At 27.9% G+C, this 21,056-nt stretch carries 19 protein-coding genes; all 19 read right to left on the reverse strand.

The window, feature by feature from the left end; genetic code table 11:
* Window positions 1-14 precede the first annotated feature (14 nt).
* From INR78_RS05265 to INR78_RS05355, 19 genes are read right to left on the reverse strand one after another with little or no spacing between them, the layout of a single operon-like run.
* Window positions 15-1,268 carry an oligosaccharide repeat unit polymerase gene (locus INR78_RS05265; protein ID WP_223077767.1) on the reverse strand — a complete coding sequence of 418 codons (1,254 nt, stop codon included), beginning with the start codon at window positions 1,266-1,268 and terminating at the stop codon, window positions 15-17.
* Window positions 1,269-2,537: a lipopolysaccharide biosynthesis protein gene (locus tag INR78_RS05270; RefSeq protein ID WP_223077768.1), complete on the reverse strand. Its 1,269-nt coding sequence runs from the start codon at window positions 2,535-2,537 to the stop codon at window positions 1,269-1,271. It abuts the gene before it with no gap.
* A gap of 2 nt (window positions 2,538-2,539) precedes the next feature.
* Window positions 2,540-3,595 carry a hypothetical protein gene (locus tag INR78_RS05275; protein WP_223077769.1) on the reverse strand — a complete coding sequence of 352 codons (1,056 nt, stop codon included), beginning with the start codon at window positions 3,593-3,595 and terminating at the stop codon, window positions 2,540-2,542.
* Window positions 3,579-4,808 (reverse strand): O-antigen ligase family protein, encoded by a 1,230-nt coding sequence (locus INR78_RS05280; RefSeq protein ID WP_223077770.1) that lies wholly within the window; start codon window positions 4,806-4,808, stop codon window positions 3,579-3,581. The genes INR78_RS05275 and INR78_RS05280 overlap by 17 nt, the downstream gene beginning before the upstream one ends.
* A complete protein-coding gene (locus tag INR78_RS05285) occupies window positions 4,795-5,823 on the reverse strand; it encodes a hypothetical protein (protein ID WP_223077771.1) in 1,029 nt (342 codons plus the stop codon). Before INR78_RS05285 ends, INR78_RS05280 begins: the two co-directional genes overlap by 14 nt.
* On the reverse strand, window positions 5,824-7,140 hold the full coding sequence (locus INR78_RS05290) for a hypothetical protein (protein WP_223077772.1): 1,317 nt from the start codon (window positions 7,138-7,140) through the stop codon (window positions 5,824-5,826).
* Window positions 7,127-8,164: an acyltransferase gene (locus INR78_RS05295; RefSeq protein WP_223077773.1), complete on the reverse strand. Its 1,038-nt coding sequence runs from the start codon at window positions 8,162-8,164 to the stop codon at window positions 7,127-7,129. Before INR78_RS05295 ends, INR78_RS05290 begins: the two co-directional genes overlap by 14 nt.
* Window positions 8,148-8,882, reverse strand: a complete 735-nt coding sequence (locus INR78_RS05300; protein ID WP_223077774.1) for a hypothetical protein — start codon at window positions 8,880-8,882, stop codon at window positions 8,148-8,150. Before INR78_RS05300 ends, INR78_RS05295 begins: the two co-directional genes overlap by 17 nt.
* Entirely contained in the window at window positions 8,879-10,420 is a 1,542-nt protein-coding gene (locus tag INR78_RS05305) for a hypothetical protein (protein ID WP_223077775.1), read from the reverse strand. Before INR78_RS05305 ends, INR78_RS05300 begins: the two co-directional genes overlap by 4 nt.
* A gap of 11 nt (window positions 10,421-10,431) precedes the next feature.
* Window positions 10,432-11,739, reverse strand: coding sequence for a capsular biosynthesis protein (locus INR78_RS05310; protein ID WP_223077776.1), 1,308 nt, complete (start codon window positions 11,737-11,739; stop codon window positions 10,432-10,434).
* 36 nt (window positions 11,740-11,775) lie between these two features.
* The gene (gene pseI / locus INR78_RS05315; protein WP_223077777.1) at window positions 11,776-12,834 is read right to left on the reverse strand and encodes a pseudaminic acid synthase; all 1,059 of its coding nucleotides are present in this window, start codon (window positions 12,832-12,834) and stop codon (window positions 11,776-11,778) included.
* On the reverse strand, window positions 12,818-14,710 hold the full coding sequence (gene pseG / locus INR78_RS05320) for a UDP-2,4-diacetamido-2,4,6-trideoxy-beta-L-altropyranose hydrolase (RefSeq protein ID WP_223077778.1): 1,893 nt from the start codon (window positions 14,708-14,710) through the stop codon (window positions 12,818-12,820). Before pseG ends, pseI begins: the two co-directional genes overlap by 17 nt.
* Window positions 14,685-15,524, reverse strand: a complete 840-nt coding sequence (locus INR78_RS05325) for a cytidylyltransferase domain-containing protein (protein ID WP_223077779.1) — start codon at window positions 15,522-15,524, stop codon at window positions 14,685-14,687. Before INR78_RS05325 ends, pseG begins: the two co-directional genes overlap by 26 nt.
* Window positions 15,505-16,275 carry an SDR family oxidoreductase gene (locus INR78_RS05330; RefSeq protein ID WP_223077780.1) on the reverse strand — a complete coding sequence of 257 codons (771 nt, stop codon included), beginning with the start codon at window positions 16,273-16,275 and terminating at the stop codon, window positions 15,505-15,507. Before INR78_RS05330 ends, INR78_RS05325 begins: the two co-directional genes overlap by 20 nt.
* Entirely contained in the window at window positions 16,272-17,153 is an 882-nt protein-coding gene (locus INR78_RS05335; RefSeq protein ID WP_223077781.1) for an aldo/keto reductase, read from the reverse strand. Before INR78_RS05335 ends, INR78_RS05330 begins: the two co-directional genes overlap by 4 nt.
* Entirely contained in the window at window positions 17,153-18,301 is a 1,149-nt protein-coding gene (gene pseC, locus INR78_RS05340) for a UDP-4-amino-4,6-dideoxy-N-acetyl-beta-L-altrosamine transaminase (protein WP_223077782.1), read from the reverse strand. Before pseC ends, INR78_RS05335 begins: the two co-directional genes overlap by 1 nt.
* Window positions 18,301-19,320, reverse strand: coding sequence for a UDP-N-acetylglucosamine 4,6-dehydratase (inverting) (pseB, locus tag INR78_RS05345; protein WP_223077783.1), 1,020 nt, complete (start codon window positions 19,318-19,320; stop codon window positions 18,301-18,303). Before pseB ends, pseC begins: the two co-directional genes overlap by 1 nt.
* Window positions 19,321-19,358: 38 nt before the next feature.
* On the reverse strand, window positions 19,359-20,612 hold the full coding sequence (gene cysN / locus INR78_RS05350; RefSeq protein ID WP_370632525.1) for a sulfate adenylyltransferase subunit CysN: 1,254 nt from the start codon (window positions 20,610-20,612) through the stop codon (window positions 19,359-19,361).
* Window positions 20,613-20,636: 24 nt separating this feature from the next.
* Window positions 20,637-20,966: a four helix bundle protein gene (locus tag INR78_RS05355; RefSeq protein WP_255593127.1), complete on the reverse strand. Its 330-nt coding sequence runs from the start codon at window positions 20,964-20,966 to the stop codon at window positions 20,637-20,639.
* Window positions 20,967-21,056 lie beyond the last annotated feature (90 nt).

Here is a 21,056-nt window from a genome sequence, read left to right on the forward strand (position 1 = left end):
AACTTACAATCTTATTATAATCTATCAAGTTTCTTTAAATAGCAATATATTGAAAATATAGTCAACATTATAAATAAATAAAGGCCTGATCCTGATAACAAATTAAAAATAGGCAATGTGAGGTTAACTGAAAGTAAAATAATAAAAAACACTTTTGTTATAGTGTGATGCTGGCTTAATAAGAATATTGTTTTTTGAAATACACCAAATAAAAATATGGGCACTAATGAAAACCAACCAAAATCTATAAAAAGAGAACCAAAAAACGATGTATACACATAGCCTCTTGGATGATTTTTTTGTGTATTTAATTCTGTATTAGTTAGTTTTAAGCGATTGGTTAGCTTAAATATTGGATTAAAAGAGTAAACTCCTTTTGCATGAGAAAAATTGTTTTTTACAATATAATCTAGCTCATAAAAGCCATGTATAACATATTGTCCTGTATGAATAAACAATATTTCTGCGTTGGTAAAAAAGCTATTAGGTTGTTTTTTAAAGGCTTCAATCTTATAATCTTCGATTTTAACAAAATCGTTATACCTAGAGTCAACAACGTTTATAAGCTTATCATTAGTTTGTTCTCTTTCGTTTAATCTTTTATTTAAGATTACATAAGAAAACATGCCTAAACAAGTAACAGAAATACTTGCTATTAGTACAGTTTTTAAATTTATTTGTATTGGCTTTCTATTACTATAGTAATATGTTATTAGGATTAATAAAAACAAATGAAATAATGGTTTTCTGGTACCATACAAAGCCATTTCTATGGTACTTATAGCTATAATAATTGTAGCTATAATCCAGTTCTTTTTTTCTCTAGATTGATTTACGATTAAATATAAAACAGGTATTGGACTTAATATTCTTAAAGTGGCTATAATTAAGACTATAAGATTGCTTTGTGATACTGCTTTAATGCTTATAGATTTATTTAAATAGTATGGGTTATTTAAGCTTAATTGTCTAAAATAAAATAAGTCAAAATATCTAAATCCTAGACCTAATATTGCCAAAAGAGATATCAGCAAGAAATAGTTTTTTTGCTTTGTATGTACTGATGGTTTATGTTTTTGCTTTATACTGTAATATCCTAGTATAAGACTTAGTGTAGCGCAAATTATAAAAGATACAGTCTGGAAAGATAGGCTTTGCGTTTGTACAGGAATGATTATATAAAACGCAAACCATATAATATACCCTAAAACTATACTTATTATAAAAGCATTATTGTATTGTTTTAAAAAATTAAAGACTGCTTTCAATTAAAAGAATACTTTAATGGTTATTATGTTAATTAAAAAAATACTAACTAATACGATAAACGAGTATTTAAAATAAATATTTTTTTTTCTTAACGTAAATATTTGAATTAAAGAAGCCAGTGCTATTACAGATAAATGAATACCAATAAAAAGTTTTAAGTCTAATTGAGATCTTAAAACAAATAATATGGCTAAAAAAACTAAAACTAGTATTAAAAATAAGGGATTGTTTTTACTTGCTAATTTTTCTCTATCTATAATATTAGACAACAATGCTGTAGCAATCCAAAACACCATTTGAGCAGATAATAAGTAATATACAGATTTATATTCTGTTATTGTACTTGTATAAAAACTAGAAAAATAAGGTAATATAAAAGTAGCTATAAAAAAGGATATGATAGCTATACCATAAAGTATAACAAAACATACAGCAAAGTATTTATCTAAAATTTTAGGTTCAAACTCATACATTTTTTTAAAGAACGCTATATTAATTATTTGGTATATCATTACAATAACAGCAGATAATCTAAAATAAAAAGCATATATAGCTACTAACTCAAAATCTTTTAAAAAATATTCAATAAGTAAACGTCCAGAAACTGTTATAAAGTAAATTAAAAGCCCGCCCAATACAACATGTATACTGTATTTTAAAACAGTTATATAATTAGCTAATATATTTGTTTTGTCTATAGTTTTAAATTGTGTTATAGCATAAAACACATACAAAAATGCATAAGCTAAAACTATGTAACTAAAGGTAGCTATGCTAGATGGTAATATATTAAAATACGCTAAAACACCAAAAATTAAAAGGCTAATATATACGCCAGAATCTAGCAATACAGCTGGTGTTATACGTTCGTTGGTTTTAAGTTGTGTCGATATATATACTTGGTTGCTTACCACATAAGCAACGTTTAAGGCAATATAATATTGAATAGAAAACCCTAAACCATAATACACTATTTGCGTAACTACAAAGAATAATAAAAACCAAATATAGTGTAAACTAAAAGCATTGTTTAAATCGCTGTTTTTTTCTCTTAATTTAAAGTAAGGATACGCACCTGATACCCCTAGCCCAAGTAGCGTATTTAATATCATTCCTAGTCCTGCTAAAGCATACTCTAAAACGCCAAAATCTTCTTTAGATAATATCTCGGCAAGAAATAACGGTGCAAAAAAAACAATGCCTTTACTTAAAATAAAGGCACAGAAAAAATAAAATTTACCTTTTATAAACTGAACAATTTTTTGCACGCTTATTTTTTTGTTATTGATACTATTTGAACATTAGTATTCTCTTCCTTTTTTACTTCTATTTTAGGATTATCGTTTAAGATTATAACATTACCAATTTCTGAAGGTTTGTCTTTGTTACCTGTATCTAAGAAAAATGTGTTTGCTGCTTTACTATCTTTTTCGTCAATTGTAACCTTATCTACATAACAGTAATCACATTTGTTAAGCCATACTGCTGTTAGCTCTTTTTCCTCTCCTTTTGCGGCATCTTGCATACCATCCATACCTTCTACAGAGCCAACTCCAAATCGTTTTATGGTAAGATCTTTTATAATATTATCTTGTCCTGTCATGTACACACCATGCCTATCTGTACTGTTTATTACGGCTTTGTTTATGGTAACATCTGTTGGATTATTATTCCAACCATCCATAGCAATAGCGGCATGTGTATATTTATATTTATTAGATCCAGAACCTAAATCGTCAACTTCTAAATAATTAATGGTTATATTTTTACAACCATGATAGATATGACATCCAGTATTTCTCATTTTATAGAGATTTTTTTCTTCATCTGTTTTTAAAAAGACACTATCAATTTTTATATTTTTAGCTTCAGTAATACCTAATCTCGCATAAGCAATTAAGCTACCTTTAAGTGTAATATTTTCTGGAATTGGTAAAGAATCGTTAACTTGAGTGATATGAATTAAGCTAAACTCTGATTTATTAAATTTTAATTTAAGGTTTTTACGAGAATCTAAGGTTAAATCCATCCCATAGTAACCACCAGGAAACGTCATTTCTATACCAGATGCTTCTGCCAAATCTAATACTGTAGTCATTCTATTTTTTCCTGTTTTTGGATGCGCTTGTTTAGCCGTTTCTGCAGTAAGCCCATATCGCCTTACATCTCCTACAGGAAATTTAGGATTCATAACGTATATAGAATCGTTAAATACGTCTTCTTTTTTTGGGGTAGTTGAGTCTTCTCCTTTTTTATCTTTATTTGTTTTACACGATATTACACTTATAATAAATAGTATAGAAAAAAGTTTACTTAACAGTTTCATTTTTATGATTCAGTTTATTTGTTAAAAATAGAGGTATTAAAAAGCCAAAGATAATAATTCCGTGTTGTCTAAACAGATAAGACTCTACAAAACAACCTATGGTAAAAAATAATATTAATATTTGGGCTAAGCTATTAGTTGAAACTGCATTTTTATTTAATACAAACAATAAAAAGATAAATACAAAACCGCCCAAAACACCTGTTTTAAAAAACTCGTAAACATATTGGTTATGGTTATTATATTTACTTAGTATACCTGCTTTAAAATTTATTTCTTTATATTTTTTTTGAAGCATATCTTCTACATCTCCTGTACCAACACCAAACGGTAATGCCTTTACTATTGGTGAAAAAGATAAATAATTAATTAAAGCTCTATGTTCTAATGTATTTTTAGTTACTGTAAAGCTATTCTTGGTTTTTATAATTTCTATATCAAAATCTGTTGTTTTAAAAACATTTGTAAAACGTTCTTTGACTATTGAAATATTATATGCGGTTATAAAAAGTGCAGTAATAGTTATAAAACCAAAGAGTAATCTTTTTTTATTTTTTAAATTGTTTAATAAAAACAATAACATTAAAAGAGTTAATAGAATAATTGATGTTTTATTACCTAGAATTAAGACTATAATTATGGTTACTAAAAAGATAATTGCATTTAAAACTACGTAGCTTTTATTGCTTATATTTTGATAGGATAGATATAACGGTAATACTACTATATACACTAAATAAAACTGACTAACGCCTAACTTTTCTTCTATAGTAAAATGCACAAATGTGCTTAAAGTTCTTTGGTCGTAAAAAAGATGTATTAAAATAAGAATTATAAAGATAAGTGGTATAGCTACTAAAAGTGCATCTATAAACAACTTAAAATATCTTTTACTTTTAGTTTCTGCAATTACCACTGCTGGTAAATATAATAATGGCATAAGCACTGTAATACGCCTAAAACCTTCGTCTAGATTTGCAGTATAGCTTAATCCTATAACTTGTACTAACACAAAGAGTATATATAACCATATAACTTTGTTAGTTTTAATAGTTTGTAACTTGTATAATAAGTTAGTCTTTTTATCAATAAAAAAAACAACCAATAATAATATTGAAGCAATATTTGTTATGGCATAGGACAAGATAAAAGCTATACAAATAATAAAATATAAGCTATAAACGATTTTATCTCTATGTTTAATAATAATCATTTAAAACTCTTTTTACAAGCACGTTAGTTAACAAGTCATCTTCTATTGGCATTTGTTGCGCGTGTTTATTAAACTGAATATTATTAATGATACAGGGTTTAGAATAAACACCAAGACCAAACTTAGCACTAAAAATTTTACTGTTTGGTTGTGCATTTATAACTAGAGTGTCCACTGTGCAATCATTACATTTATTAAACCAAGCTCCAGCAAACACTTCTTGAGACTTAGGTTTGGCATCTTCTAACCCAAACATATTACTATTAGATCCAAAACCAAAATTATCAATATCTATTTTTTTTATATGATGATTATTGCCTGTTAAATATAATGCTGTTCTTTCTGCATTTTTAATATACAGATAACCTATATTTAAATCTTCTGGATTATTATTATATCCATGGACTTGTAGAGCAGAAGCGCTGTATTTATAAAAAGAATCGCTGCTACCTCCAGTATCTATTATTTTTAATGTGTCTATATTGATTTTTTTAGAGCCTGCATAAATACTTAATCCTCTATTTTGTTTTTGATAAATATTATGTATAGTATCTGAAACAATACTAAGGTTATCAAACTTAATTGATTGAGACTGTTTAATAAAAACTTTATCTAAAACAGTAAGTTTACCTAAGAGATTAATGTTTTTAGACCCTTTGTTTTCGTTATTAATTATTTGAATACCTCCTGCAAGTGTTGCATCTTTAAAGTGCATAGTTATATTATCTAACCCACTAAAAATAAAATTACCATGGTATATCCCTTTTTGAAATGTAATAGGCATACCTTTACTGGCTAAAAGCAATACTTGATTCCAAGTTTTATTTGAAAAAGATTGGTTGGGATATATACCGTAACGCCTTATATCTCCTTTTTGATAAGTTGTATCTACTACATAAGATTGGTCATTTATATCTATAAGATTGCTGTAATCTTTTTGGTTATTTAAATTTATATCGTTTTTACAACTCGATACAAAAGAGACAAAAAAAACAAAAAATATTGTATGTCTCATTTATTTTGTTATTACTATGTTATTGGGCCAAAATTTTATGAATAATATACCAACAAATATTGCGAATAGAAAATATAAATTTCCTCCCATAGAAAAATTAACAAAAAATGATGCTAAGATTATTACTGCTATAAAAGAGTATAATAAAATTGCAGATTCCGATCCATTTTTTGCCTTTAAATACATTCGTTTACTAAAACGCCCCAATAGAAAACTTATTAGAAAACCAAAAATGCCGAAATCTATATAAAAAGGCCCCCAAAAAGTAGTATAAACTGCAGCTTTAAGAGACACCTTGTTTAACTCAGAAAATGATACAATAGGAATACCTAAAAATTTAAAAGGTTTAATAAAAGTATAATACTCATATACACCATAATAATAACCTGTAGTACTATCTAAATGATTAACTAATCTAATATATTCAAATACACTATGACAGAAATAATGTTTTAAGCTATATGTTCCTATTAGTTGATTTTTTTCTTCTACAGAACTAGCGTTTCTAACCTCCTTTTTAAAACCTTCTTCAATTTCTGTATCATGATAAAACTCCCATACAGATAGTGTATCCCTGTAACCAAAAGTAGCTAATCTATTATTTACAACATTTTTACTAAAAACAATAAAACCAACGAATAGGATTATTATTGGAAAATAAAATCTTTTCCTTCTAAAAATAGTAGGCAACTTAAACAGTCTTATACCTTTTAACTTGAATTGAGTAAAAGATTTAAAGAAACTTATTTTGGAGGCTAATATGGTGATAAATAACATGCATCCTACAAAAACTATCAACAAGCGACTTTCAGTTAAAAAAGAGTCTATGAATGGGTATAAACCCAAAATTAATAATGGCATTAAAAAAAATCTATTTATACTTTTGTTCCAAATAATAGATAGCATGAGCGCAATCGTAGAAAAAGGGTAAGTTAAAGCAGATATAACACCTAACAACCCAGAATTTCCTTCGGTCGCCATTAAATCCATTCTAGTTCTTACTAAATCTTCTGCAAAATAAATCTCTTGCAAATATACCCTTTGATAGATTCTTATTATAACGCCTATAAAACCTATAAGAAAAAAAATCAGTATGATTTGTTTTTTTTTCTGAGGAGAAATAAAGTGGTCTTTTCTTTGAACACTTTTTATGGATGCTGACCCAATAACAAATAATATATTATAAACAAATAATGTTGCCAAAGGGTAAAAAAGTGAATCTCCTAAATTAATATATTTAGCAGGTACAGTTACAAAAGCTATGAACCATATTAAAAAGGAATAAAACAATAAATAAGTTGGCTTAACTAGTGACATTATTCAATCTGTTTTCAAATAAAAAATTAAACATTGTAAATCTTTTATTTAGTTTTACTAAAACAAGCGGACCAAAAACTCCAAAAAATACTCCTAAAATAATATGAAAACCTAAATCAGTAATATCAAAAAACTTATGTAGTATTATTCTTGCGCCAGAAGCAAATAGTATGTGTGCTAAATATATTTGTAAAGAAAGTTCTCCTAATTTATTCAATATATTAAGTTTTAAAACCATTGCAATTAGACAACTCAAAGTCAACCCAAAAATAGCAGGTACTATTTGGTGATCATAATCCAATAAATTATTGTCTAAATTATTTTTTATAGTTAAATAGAATACTGCTATGATAAATAAGAGGATAACACCTAAATAACTAGACTTAAATTTATATTTTAAATTAAAGATCGACCAAAAAATTCCTAGTTGAAAAAATAAAAAATTAGAAGAAAATTTATTTATTACATGATAACTTTCACTACTAAAAATCCTAAGACCAACACCTAATAAACACAAAGAGATTAATATCAATAAATTATACTTTTCAGAAAGTAATGAAAAAATAAATGCGTTAACAATAAAAATCATTAATAGAACATATAAAAACCACATTTGTCCAATTGGATGATAAAAGATTTTTATAAAATCTTCTACACTTACTGAACCATTAGTGTATTTATTCAAACCTAATTGTATTACAAACTGTATAATAGACCAAAGAATATATAAATATAGAAGTATATTAATTTTATCCTTTAAAAAGGATTTTAATCTTCTTTTTTTTAAGCTTTTTAAAAAGAAAATACCAGATAAAAAGAAAAATAATGGCATATGAAATGTATAAATAGCATAATCTATATTATTAAATATACTTCCAACAAAAATACCAGCATTATTTAATCCTCTTAAAACATGTCCTAAAACAACAAATAAAATTCCAATACCCTTAGCTCTATTGACCCAGAGAATTTTATTATCATTAATATGATTTTTATTACTAAATATTCTACTTACTGTATACATGCTCTACTAAACCGTTATCTTTGACTCTATGAAGTTTTTCTTTGATAGTGTTTATATCATTTTTGATAAAGCGTAATCCTTGGCTAACATACATACCCTTTTCCGTCAAATCTTTTGAGATAACACTACCAGCACCAATATGTATAGCATCATTAACTTTAACACCTGGATTAAAGATACAACCAGAGCCAACATAAACATTATTGCTTATTTTTATTTCTCCATCAATTCTTATCCTATCAGGTCCTTCATTGGCGTGATAATACCCATGTGTCCAAAGTTGTGTATTGATACCTGCTAAAATAGAGTTATCACCAAAACTAACAGATTTAGTTAAATCGATAAAATGATTGGAAACTATAAAAGAATTTTTGCCTAAATGTAAAGATGCCTCTCCTACAGAGATTGGGTAGTTTGCTCTTCTAAATTTATTGTTATTTGATATACCTGATTTATAACTTAAATGAACCTTAAATGGTCCCTTAAAGTAATTAAATCTTTTTATAAACGATTGTTTTTCTAAGTATAACGATTTACTTGCAATTAGATTAAAACTACCTATACTTGTTCTTTCTTCTAATTTTATATCGCTTATATAAAGGATATTAAATCCTAATTTAGATTTATATGAAATTTTATGCCCTATTAAATTTAAAAATAGTTTTCTTATAATGCCTATAGGAATTAATCCAACAAATAATGTTATTATTTTTTTCATCGTATTGCTTCAATAGGTTTTTCGCTTTTAAAAAAGCTTTTTGCTTTTTCATGAAATAGACTGTCTATTTCAATATTAGCTGTATTTTCATTTATAATAACATCACTAACGTCTATCTGATCAATCTTCAATGCATCATAATGAAATGCAAACTCTTCTTCTAATATCCTTTCTATTATATATTTAGGTTTTTTAATTTCTAAATTTTCATCTTTATATTTTATTGTCGTATAAATAATATTTGGTGTTGCAAAAGGCATTATAGTTAATAGTTGGTTTAATTTAGAACTATTCACAACAACCTGATTATCTGAACCTTGACTAAAAGATAGTATTTTAACATACATTTCTTTAGCATAAATTGAAGTTAGATGTTTGGTTTGTGCTTTTATATACTCTTTTAAATAATTAATATAATTTTTTTTAACTTGACAATCTATTACTCTAGTGTATTTATACTCGTCAAATAAAGCAACTAATGCTTCTTCTTTACTTATTGGTAACTTAAATTTTCTTTTAGTCTTTAGCATTAACAACAAGACTCCTAATTTTGAAATTATCGTTTTAGGTTTATACATTATGTTTCTCCTAAAATAGCTCATCAAGCTATTCTCTGAAGGTCCAAAAGATAAAATACTATCAGAACTCTGCCCATTAATAACTATACAATTGGTTCCGTATTTTTCTTTTATTATTTTACTTCCTTTATAGTGTAAAATAGAAAAATGTCTATCAAACAATTGCTTTTCTATAATAGTTTCCTGTTCTTCTTTTGTTAAATCAGATAGATTAATTTCTACTTCATCTAACTGCAAGCCTAATTGTTTAGCTACAGCTCTCACGCGTTTTAAATCTTCCAGACCAAATTTAGAAATTGGATTTAATTTAAAAAAAACGGGGGTAAATGGAATATTAAAGTATAGTAAATATTGTAATAAAAGACAGGAGTCTTTACCGCCACTAAATAATAAAATAGTTTTTGTCTTCGCTTTTTTTATTAACGAGAAGGTATTTAGTAAATCTTCATGTATTTTGTTTTTATGATAAACTGAATTTGTGAACCGTTTAATATCTTTAAAATAGCTAATTTCTGTAAACGAATTTTCAGAAATCTCTAATACACTTGCTGGGTTTAGCTTTTTTAAACCATCAATAAAAGTTGCTTTTCCAGACGTAAAACGATGTTTTAACCAGTAATTAAATTCAACTTCATTTTTTTTAAGTTCTATATTTTGTAAATCTTTTAAAATTGTAGAATAATTATCTGATATATATATGTTATTACCTTGTATGAAGTAATAGACCCTATAACCGCCTAAAATATCATTAGTTAATACAATTTTATCATCTTTTATATCAACTTTCAGCCAATATCCTTTTAACTTGTTACCTAGTTCTTCATTTGATGTACTTAACCCTATCTCTTCTAAGTTAATTGGACAACCAAATATTAATGAATTTTCAAACTCTTTAAAAGGTCGTTCTGATAGTTTTAAATTAACAGTATAATTCTTTAATAAAATTATTTTTGAATACATTAAAACTAAATTTAGGTGTTTATAACATGATTAAACGCTAAAATTAGATCATCCAAGTTTTGGCCATTAACACAATTAGGATCACTAAAAGGATCTGAGATAATTCCCTTATAACTTGTCTTATTTAGTGTGTTAATAAAAGTTATTTTATCTTGATCATTAAGTTTTGGAAAGCTATTATTAGATACTGTAGCGATAATTTCTGGTAATTCAGTTTCTATATTACTTATGTATTTGCAGTTTTTTGCTGTATTGTTTAGGGTTTGTATTAACGTTACTACTGGTTTATTAGATAAAATACACTCTATTGCGATAGTGCCTGTTACGGTAATTACCAAGTTTATATTGGGTAATATGGTATCCATTTTAGTGGAATGGTGCAAGGTTTTTACATTATTTGCCTGTTGTGTAAAATCTATTAGATCTTTATCTAGCTCGTACTTAGATTTTGGGTTTGGTTTTACATATAATACTACATTTTTAGGTAAAGCTTTACTTATGGTTTTAATTAACTCACATTGGTTACGGTAAGGTCTTCCCCAAACGTCTATATTTGCTTCTGGTTGCATTTGTAAAGGATATAATACCTTAATAGCATTAGAGGTTTCTATAGTGTTTGATGCGTTTTTATCCCACTTTAAAATGTTTTTCTTTTTCTGCTTTTCTAACTTATATTTTATAACAGGGTTTGGTGTATTATAAGATTCGCCTTTATAATAGGTTAGTGTTTTTTTTAATTGATCTTTTACCACTAGATTTTTAGGTGTTGTTACAGGCGCCATATAGTTTGGTGCTGTTTCTCTATTAACAATTTGATTAATTATTGTTAACGCAATTGTTGCATCTAAAACTTCATTACTTCCCGAGTAGGGTTGTAGTGTATCGCTTTTATAAAATGAAAAACGCCCTACGGGATATCTACACGTACATGGGTTTAAATATAAAATATTAAGTTTTTTACAATTTTCTATTGCTAATAGTTCATGAAACGCTGTAGACTCACCAAATACTATATCTGGTTTAATATGTTTAAGGTAGTCGTGTATTTTTGCATCGTAATAATAAAAATACGCTGTGTCTTTTTGGTTAAAGTGATTAAGTTGCCTGTCGCTAGTTATTACTTTTTCGACATGATCTGCTTTATTAAAATCAAAATTTCCCTTAGGATATTCTATAAAATAATTATTAAATGTATTAGCAGGCGCAAAATCTTTATTTTGAATCATAAAATAAATATCATGACCTAAGGCTTTAAGTTTTTGAGCTATAGACTCATATAGGTAAGTTTTATGTCTATTTTCAATAAAAAGTAATTTCATACGACAGTTTTATTGTAGTTTAATATAAAGATTATATTATAGATTTTTTGATAAATTTTCTATCATATCTAAAGCTAAAGGTTCTCCTCGATCTACATTTTTTACAAATTTTTTGCCTAAAATATCATTAAAGTATTTTGGGTGCAACCCATAACCAGGTCTAATAGATCTTACATTATTTTCAGTAATAATTTCTCCTTGTTTAACATTTTCAATCACGAATAATGACCTTGCAAACTTCCTGTTTTTATTTACTTTTTCTGAAATTTGATAAGAAATTTTACCTAAAAGCTTTTCTGTATCCCTTACTTTATTTACCAAATCGGTAAATTCATTAACATCTAAAGAAAAATCTGCATCAGGACCACCAATAGATTTATCCATGATAAAGTGTTTTTCAATAACTTTTGCGCCCAATGTTGTTGCTATTGTAGGAGCTAAAGCACCATAAGTATGATCACTAAAACCAACCTCTACATTAAAACGCTTTTTCAAATCAGGAATAGTATTTAAATTTGCTAACTCTAAAGGAGCGGGATAAGAAGATGTACATTTTAACAATATTATATCATTATTTCCTACATTTCTACAAGTATCTACAGCTAATTTTATATCTTCCTCTTCGGCAATTCCCGTTGATATTATAATAGGTTTTCCTTTTGAAGCAGCATATTCAATTAATGGAATATCTTGAATTTCAAAAGAGGCTATTTTATAGGCTGGCACATTAAGTTCCTCTAAAAAATCAACTGCTGTCTTGTCAAAAGGAGATGAGAAGCAAATTAAACCTTCTTCTTCGGCTACTTCAAAAAGTTTTTTATGCCACTCCCAAGGTGTATATGCTTCACCATAAAGTTCATATAAGGTCTTACCATCCCAAAGTGTCCCCTCTGCTATTTTAAAGTGTTTGTTATCACAATCTATAGTAAGTGTATCTGGTGTATATGTTTGAAGCTTAATAGCATCTGCTCCAGTTTTTTTTGCTGCTCTTATAGTTTCTATTGCAACATTTAAATCTCCATTATGATTTGCAGAAAGTTCTGCGATTATAAAACATGGATTTTCACCACCTATAGTCTTATTTCCTATTTTCATTACTAAATATTTTTCCTATGGTAAAGGTACAGTTTTCTGTTCTTATTGTTTCTAAGTTAATTGCTCCATTTTTAGTCTTAACAGTAACATAAGGGTTTAGCTGTATAATTTCACCATTTAACTGGTTGTTAGATGTTTTTACTTCTGAAAAAGATACTTTATCAATTATTATTTTTTTATTGTTATAAAAAGTGAAAGCGCCAGGATATGGATTTGCTTGAGCCCTTACCCAGTTTCGAATATCTTCTTTGGTCCATTGCCAATTAATTTCTCCATCTTCTGGTGTCCGTTTTCCGAAATATGTGGCTTCTTTTTCGTTTTGTATTGATAATGTTAATTGGTTGTTAACAACATCATTCAACACTTTTTTGACCAAAGGATAATATGATTTTGCATATTTTTCTAGCATTATTGCTCCAGTATCTTCGATTCCGATAGGTATTTCTATTTGATGAATTATTTTACCTGTATCACAACTCTTATCAATTATATGTGCTGTGACTCCTGCTTTTTCCTCTCCATTTATAATTGCCCATACATGTGGTGTTCTTCCTCTATATTTTGGTAATAATGATCCATGAATATTAAATGTAAGTGTGTTGGAATGATTAATAATATCTTCTTCTACTAAAAACAAATAATTAATTGAAGCAATAATATCTATATTGAATTCTTTTATAAAATTATAGCCTTTTCCTTTTCTTGGGTTACCAGCATAAAATGGAATACTATTTTTTTTTGCAAAATCTATAATTCCTATAGAGTTTTTATCTGTTAATACAAATTGAATTGTATATTCTTTTGCTAGTTTTATTAATGTATCTAAACCTAAGCCTCCGCTACAGAGTACTCCTATTGATATTATTGTTTCATTTATTATATTTAAATGTCTCGATGCTATTTTGTTATCAAATAATTTTTTTTGCGATTCAATTATAGCGTTTATGTTTTGATCTTTTAAAATGTCTTTAATTTGGTTTACAAAGTCTAGAACTTGATAATCCTTCATATTCCCTCCTTTATAAATAGCTTGATTTTCTAAAAAGCCTTTATAAATTAATTCTTGATTTTCTACAAAAAACCCACTCAAAATTGGCATCTTTACACAAGATAGCTCATACAAAATAGTACTTGCAGGTGCAATCGCAAAATTGCTTTTGCACATAACTTTTATTAATTCACTCTCGTCTAAGTTTTGGTATGTTGTAATTATATCAGAGTGCTTATTCTCTAAATTATAAATCTCTTTATGTTTGTATGCACCACCTAAAATAACATGAATCTTTTTAAATTTTTCTACCTGTAAAAGAGCTTTAACTGCTTTTAAACTTAAGTTAAAAGGATCTGCACCACCAAAACATACAAACGCACAATCAATCTTATTTATTATTCTGTCTTGTTTAGCAGCTTTTAAAAATAAAGGGCGTAACAATGAATACTTAGTTCCTAGTGCTAATCTCGTGTAAGGTGCCTTTTTATAATGTTTTTCTTTAATATATGGAGAATGATTTATTACTACATCTGCATACATATACTCTTTAGCTAAATCATCAATATAGATTAAACTATAACCTTTTGACTTTAAGTCTTTTTGATAAGATGAAATAAATTGATAACCATCTGCAATAATGATATATTCATTAGGTGAAAAATTATCTACCAACCATTTTGGTTCATCTTCAATACTAATGTTTTGAGGTATAATTCGTTTAATATATTTATCAGGAATTACTGAATCTGTTGAGTTGTGATGTGTTAAAAAGATAAATTCTAAAGTATCTTTAACAATCTCAATAAGACTAAATAATCTGTATAAGTGACCCAATCCTATTGTTGAGTTTCCGTCTGCTCTAAATATTATTTTCTTTTGAAACATTTAATAATAGCTTTTCAATTCTTTTAAACTCTCGTTCTTTAACAATGGGTAATAAATCTGCTATTTCTTCTTCTAGATTTAGATATTCTTTTTTTTGATAATTATCGTTGTTAATATTTAGTAACCATAGGTTTTGGCTAACAAGTTTATAAATATTATTTATATTTAATTCTTGATCTTTTAAAAGACAAGAAATTAAAAACACAAAAGAATAATCTGAGGGATAATCTATTGTAAGCCTAAGCTTACTAAATAATGTATCTATTTTAAAGTTATATAATTCTTGTTTTTTTGCTGTTCTCTTTACATATGGTGTTACATGTTCTTTGTCATAACTTTTTGTTGTCTTTTGATGTGCATCTGTAATTAGGTTTGCTTTAATCATTTCAAAATTACAACCCAAAGGTAGGTTTTGGCTATAAGAGTAATCCAATTCTTTAGTTAGAACATTATTTATAAATTCTTTAAGATACTTTATATCTACAACAGGATTATCTGAAGTAAATCTTAATACATAATCAAATGAGTTATTTTTTAATATATGTGAAAATCTTGATAGCACATCGTCTTCAGAGCCTCTAAAACATTCAGTATTTAAACTTAAAACATATGTTTCTAATAAATCATTTGCTTTTTTTAAAGAACTAGCTACAATTATTTTTTCAATCTGTTCTACCTTTTTAAGCTGAGAAATTATTTGTGAAATTATAGTATTGTCATTACCCCCTAGAGGCATTAAAACTTTATTTGGTAATCTTTTAGAACCAAGTCTAGCTTGAATTATTGCTCCTATTTTATAATGTCCAACCTCCATCTACAGCGATATTTTGACCTGTTATATAATTTGATGCGTTAGAAGAAAGCAGTAATATTATTCCGTCTAAATCTGATGGTTGACCTATTCTTTTTAATTTTGTTTTTTTCGTTAATCTATTAATAAACTCTGTGTCTTTTTGTACATCTTTTGAAGGAAATGGACCTGGTGATATAGCATTTACGTTTATGTTATATTTGCTTAAATACATAGCATAATATTTTGTTAGGTGTATTACACCTGCTTTGGCTGTTCCATAATTTGGTGGATTTAAAAATTCTTCTCTACCATTATAGACATCTAAATCAGGTACAACCATTCCGTACATAGAAGCTACATTTATAATTTTACCATTGTTAGATTTTTTCACATATGGTGTTGCTTCTCTTATGCAGTCAAAAAATTGATTTAATCCTCCTTCAATGCCCTTTCTCCATTCCTCTGAGGTGATATTTTCTGGATGATTTGTTGCTCCAAAATAGGCATTATTAATTAAAACATCTATTCTTTTTTCTTTTTCTGCTATACTTTTAAATGCTTCAGTTATCGAATTTACATCTGATACATCTACATATTGAAAATTTACTTGTCCATTATCTTTAAATTTTTCTAAAAATTTATTTTTTGATCTTCCCATAACATAAACTTTACATTTATAAGATGACAAAATATCTACCATCGCTTTACCTAAATAACCATATCCTCCTGTTATAGCTATAACTTTGTTATTTAAGTCTTTAAATAAATTCATGATTTCCAGTTTGAAGGGTTTAGCAAATAATCTTCTTTAACATTTATACTTTTAACTTCATTATAAATGTCCTTATTTATAAAAGTTTTAATTGTTTTTAAGTTTGATTTTAATTGTTCTAAATCATCAACACCTATCAATACATTATCAATGTATTCTTTATCATAAACATATTTTAGTGCTAAATCATTAATTTTTATATTATTTAATTCACAAATTTTTTTTAGTGATTTTAAATTAGGTTTTAATACTATTAAATTTCCATTTAACTGGTTTATTTCTTTAAAAAAGAGTCCTTGTAAAAAAGCAGATCTTGTATGTATTTCTATACCTTTCTTTTTTGCTTTTTCAATAACAGTTTGTCGTTTGTTTTCGTTATCAAATAAGTTAAAAGGCATTTGAATTAAATCAATCTCTTCAAACATTAATACTTTTTCAATTTCAGAATTTGTATACACTGAAACTCCTATTTTTTCAATTATTTTATTTCTTTTTAATGATAATAAGTCTTTTTTAAATTTTAAAAAGTAAGCTTCAAAATCTTTAAAAGAATGAAACATATAGCAATATAGATTATCTACATGTAAAGTGTTTAAATTGGTGTTTATTCTTTTATTTATGTCTTCTGAAAGGTGTTTTATAGTAGAGCTAAACTTGGTAATTATTTTAAATTTATTAGGGCTATTTTTATGATATAAACCTATTCTTTCTTGAGAGTTACCATAGGCTTCAGCTGTATCTAGATAGTTTATATTATTTAAATAAGCATAGTCTAATATTTCTTTAATTGATTTATCAGATGGTTTTCCTTTTTTATTATTTATTCCATATTCCAATCCAAACTGTACAGTTCCTAATATTAACTTACTGTTAGCCACTATTTAATAAAATTTAAGACTTTATCTATTACGTATTCTTGCTCTTTATCTGTTAAACTAGGATACATAGGTAGACTTATACATCTTGAGTAATATTGTTCTGCGTTTTTTAAATCTGCATTTTCGTAACCTATTTTTTTATAATAAGGTAATGTGTGAATAGGTATATAATGTATTTGAGCAAATATGCCCTCTTCTCTTAAATAATCATAAAGCGCTTTTCTGTTTTCAACCTCTATTACAAAAAGATGGTGTGCGTTATATGTTCCTTTTGGTAGGCTTTGAAACTTAATTTTTCCGTTAAAAGCTTCTTTGTAGTTTTCTGCTATTTCATTTCTTCTTACAACACCAACGTCATTTTTTTCTAATTGTGTTATTCCTAATGCAGATTGGATATCTGTTAACCTATAATTATACCCTAGTTCTTGCATTTCGTAATACCAACCTCCATGGTTTTCACTCATATTATCTTTAGTGATACCATGGGTTCTTAATTTTGATAATTTGTTATATAATGCCTCATCATTTGTAGTTACCATACCGCCTTCTCCACAGGCAATATGCTTTACCGGATGAAACGAAAATATACCTATATTGGCATAAGCACCATTACCACAATGTTGTTTTTGACCTTTAGAATCGGTAAAATAACCTCCTGGTGCATGACAAGCATCTTCGATAATCCATAAGTCATGCTCATTTGCTAATGTTCTAAATTGCTCTAAATCTACAGGTAAACCTGCAAAATCTACAGGTATAATTCCTTTAAAAAATCCTTTTGGTTTACTCTCTATAAGCTTTTGGGTACTTTCTAATGACAGCGTATAGGTATTTGGATCTATATCTGCAAACCACACTTCACCACCGCAATATCTTACACAGTTTGCAGATGCTGCAAAGGTTATAGGTGTTGTAATCACTCTTTCACCTGGCTTTAATCCTAAAGCCATAACAGCAATATGAAGACCTGCTGTGGCATTAGAAACAGCTACAGCATACTTACTGCCAACGTATTTAGCAAATTTTTCTTCAAACTCGCTAACCTTAGGTCCTTGTGTTAAAAAATCTGCGGTTAATGTATTGATAACAGTATCAATATCTATTTGGTCAATATGTTGACGCCCGTATGGTATAATTGGCTTATTCATTAGACTTCAAAAGTAGGATCAACGTGTTCTTTAATTAATGTTCTTAAACTTTCTACTGTTTCCCATTCGTCGTTATCTCCAGAATTATAACTAAATCCTAATGGCGCTTTTTTAGCATTAAAGGTTTTAATATAGTCCTCTAAGCTCCATTGATGTGTCGCTGGTAAAATAGTATAGTATTTACCTAAATCGTAGGTGTAAAAAGAGTCTGAAGCAGTAATCATTTCTTCATGTACTTTTTCACCAGGTCTAATGCCAACTACGGGTTTTTCACAATCAGGTCCAATAGCCTCTGCAACATCCATTATTTTATATGAAGGTATTTTTGGAACAAAAAGCTCGCCTCCCCAAGCGTGTTCTAATGCATGCATGACCATATCTACACCGCCTTGCAAAGAAATATTAAACCTTGTCATGTTTGGATCTGTAATAGGTAGTCTATTTTCTTCTTTTTTCTTGTTGATAAAGAACGGAATTACGGATCCATTTGATCCCATTACATTACCATAACGTACCACAGAAAACCGAATTGGGTTTTGTCCTTTAATATTATTTGCTGCTACAAATAGTTTATCTGAAGTTAATTTTGTAGCACCATATAAGTTTATTGGTGCACAAGCTTTGTCTGTAGATAGAGCTACCACGCGCTGCACATTTGTTTTAAAACATGCATCAACAACATTTTCTGCACCGTTTATATTTGTCTTAATACATTCGTCTGGATTATATTCTGCAATATGTACATGTTTCATTGCTGCAGCATGAATAACGTAGTCTATATTCTGAAAAGCTCTTTCTAATCGCTCTCTATCCCTTACGTCGCCAATAAAAAATCTAATTTGAGGATAATTATGAGAAGGATACTCTTGAGCCATTTGAAATTGTTTCTGTTCATCACGTGAAAAGATTATTAAACGTCTTACCTCTGGATATTTTTGTAAAATATGTGTTGTCAGAGCTTTACCCAAGGAACCTGTTCCTCCTGTTATTAAAATTGATTTACCTTTTAGATCTAACATTTGATTTTTTTTTATTAATTATTGAATATTTATAACAATTATACAACCATACCAGCAGCTACAGTCTCATTAGTAGTATCATCTACCAAGATAATACTTCCCGTTGTCCTGTTTTCTCTGTATGAGTCTATCATTAATGGTTTTGTTGTTCTTATTTTTACTTTAGAGATGTCGTTCATCTTTAAATCTTTATCCTCGCTATTACGCTCTAAAGTATTAATATCTATTTTGTAAACTACTTCTTTAATCATCGCTTTTTGATCATTAGACGTGTGTTTAATAGTGTATTTTGCTCTAGGTTTTGCAGAATTATTATTTAACCAACATAACATAACCTCTATATCTTGAGATGCTTCTGGTTTGTTATTAGAGCGTACAATCATATCACCTCGACTAATATCAATATCGTCTTCCAATGTAATTGATACTGACATTGGCGCGAATGCTTCATTAACTTCTCCATCAAAGGTGTCTATACTTTTTATTTTTGAAGTAAAGCCTGAAGGCATTACCGTTACCTCATCGTTTTTTCTAAAAATACCACTAGCAACACGACCTGCATAACCACGATAATCTCTAAAATCTTCACTTTGTGGTCTTAAAACGGTTTGCACAGGAAAACGTGCATCTACTTTATTTACATCGCTACTAATATGCATCGTCTCTAAAGTATGTAATAATGGTGCACCTTGATACCAAGACATATGTTCTGAGCGGTTTACAACATTATCTCCTAATAATGCTGAAATTGGTATAAATCTTACATCCTTAACTAGCATTTTAGATGAAATACTCTCAAACTGAGAAACAATGTTATTATAAGCTTCTTCTGAAAAATCTACTAAATCCATCTTATTAATACACACAATAATATGTGGGATTTGTAGTAAAGAAGCAATAAACGCGTGTCTTTTAGTCTGTTCAATTACACCGTGTCTTGCGTCTACTAAAATTATAGCAACATTTGCTGTTGATGCACCTGTAACCATATTACGTGTATATTGAATATGTCCTGGTGTATCTGCTATGATAAACTTACGTTTTGGTGTTGTAAAATACCTGTAAGCCACATCTATGGTTATCCCTTGCTCTCTTTCGTCTCTTAATCCATCTGTAAATAACGCTAAGTCTACACCATCATGTCCTTTTTTCTTACTTGTGCTTTCTATCGCTTCTAATTGATCTTCAAAAATAGATTTTGAATCGTATAATAATCGACCAATTAGTGTACTTTTTCCGTCGTCTACACTTCCTGCTGTTGTAAATCTTAATAATTGATTATTGTCTAACATAATTTATGCTTTAGGCTTTAGGTACTAAGCTTTAAGCCGTTTGTCTAAAGTAAATAGTTTTCGTTTTATGATATTTATTTTTTGACTCATTTCATCCGAAACTTCTTCTGATATATAGTTTAAATCTTTTGATAAAATGAAAAAATATTCTAATTCGTGTGCTGATCCTAAGCAAATCTGGATAAATCGTGAAAACTCTTTATCTGACTTCCTGCCACAACCTTCACTAAAATTTGAAGGTAAACTATATGCTGCTCTTTGCATTTGAGAAATGATTTGATATTTTTCGTTTATTGGAAATGATTTTGTTAGGTCATAAACTTCTAAGGTAAGCTTATGACTTAATCGCCACACTTCATATTTTTTAAAATCTCTCAAATTTAAATATTTATTTTTCGCATAAAGCCTATCGCCTAAAGCTTATAGCCTATCTCCTATTATCTC

Origin of the sequence: Mesoflavibacter sp. SCSIO 43206 (assembly GCF_019904215.1) — a bacterium.
In the GTDB taxonomy this organism is placed as follows: Bacteria; Bacteroidota; Bacteroidia; order Flavobacteriales; family Flavobacteriaceae; genus Mesoflavibacter; species Mesoflavibacter zeaxanthinifaciens.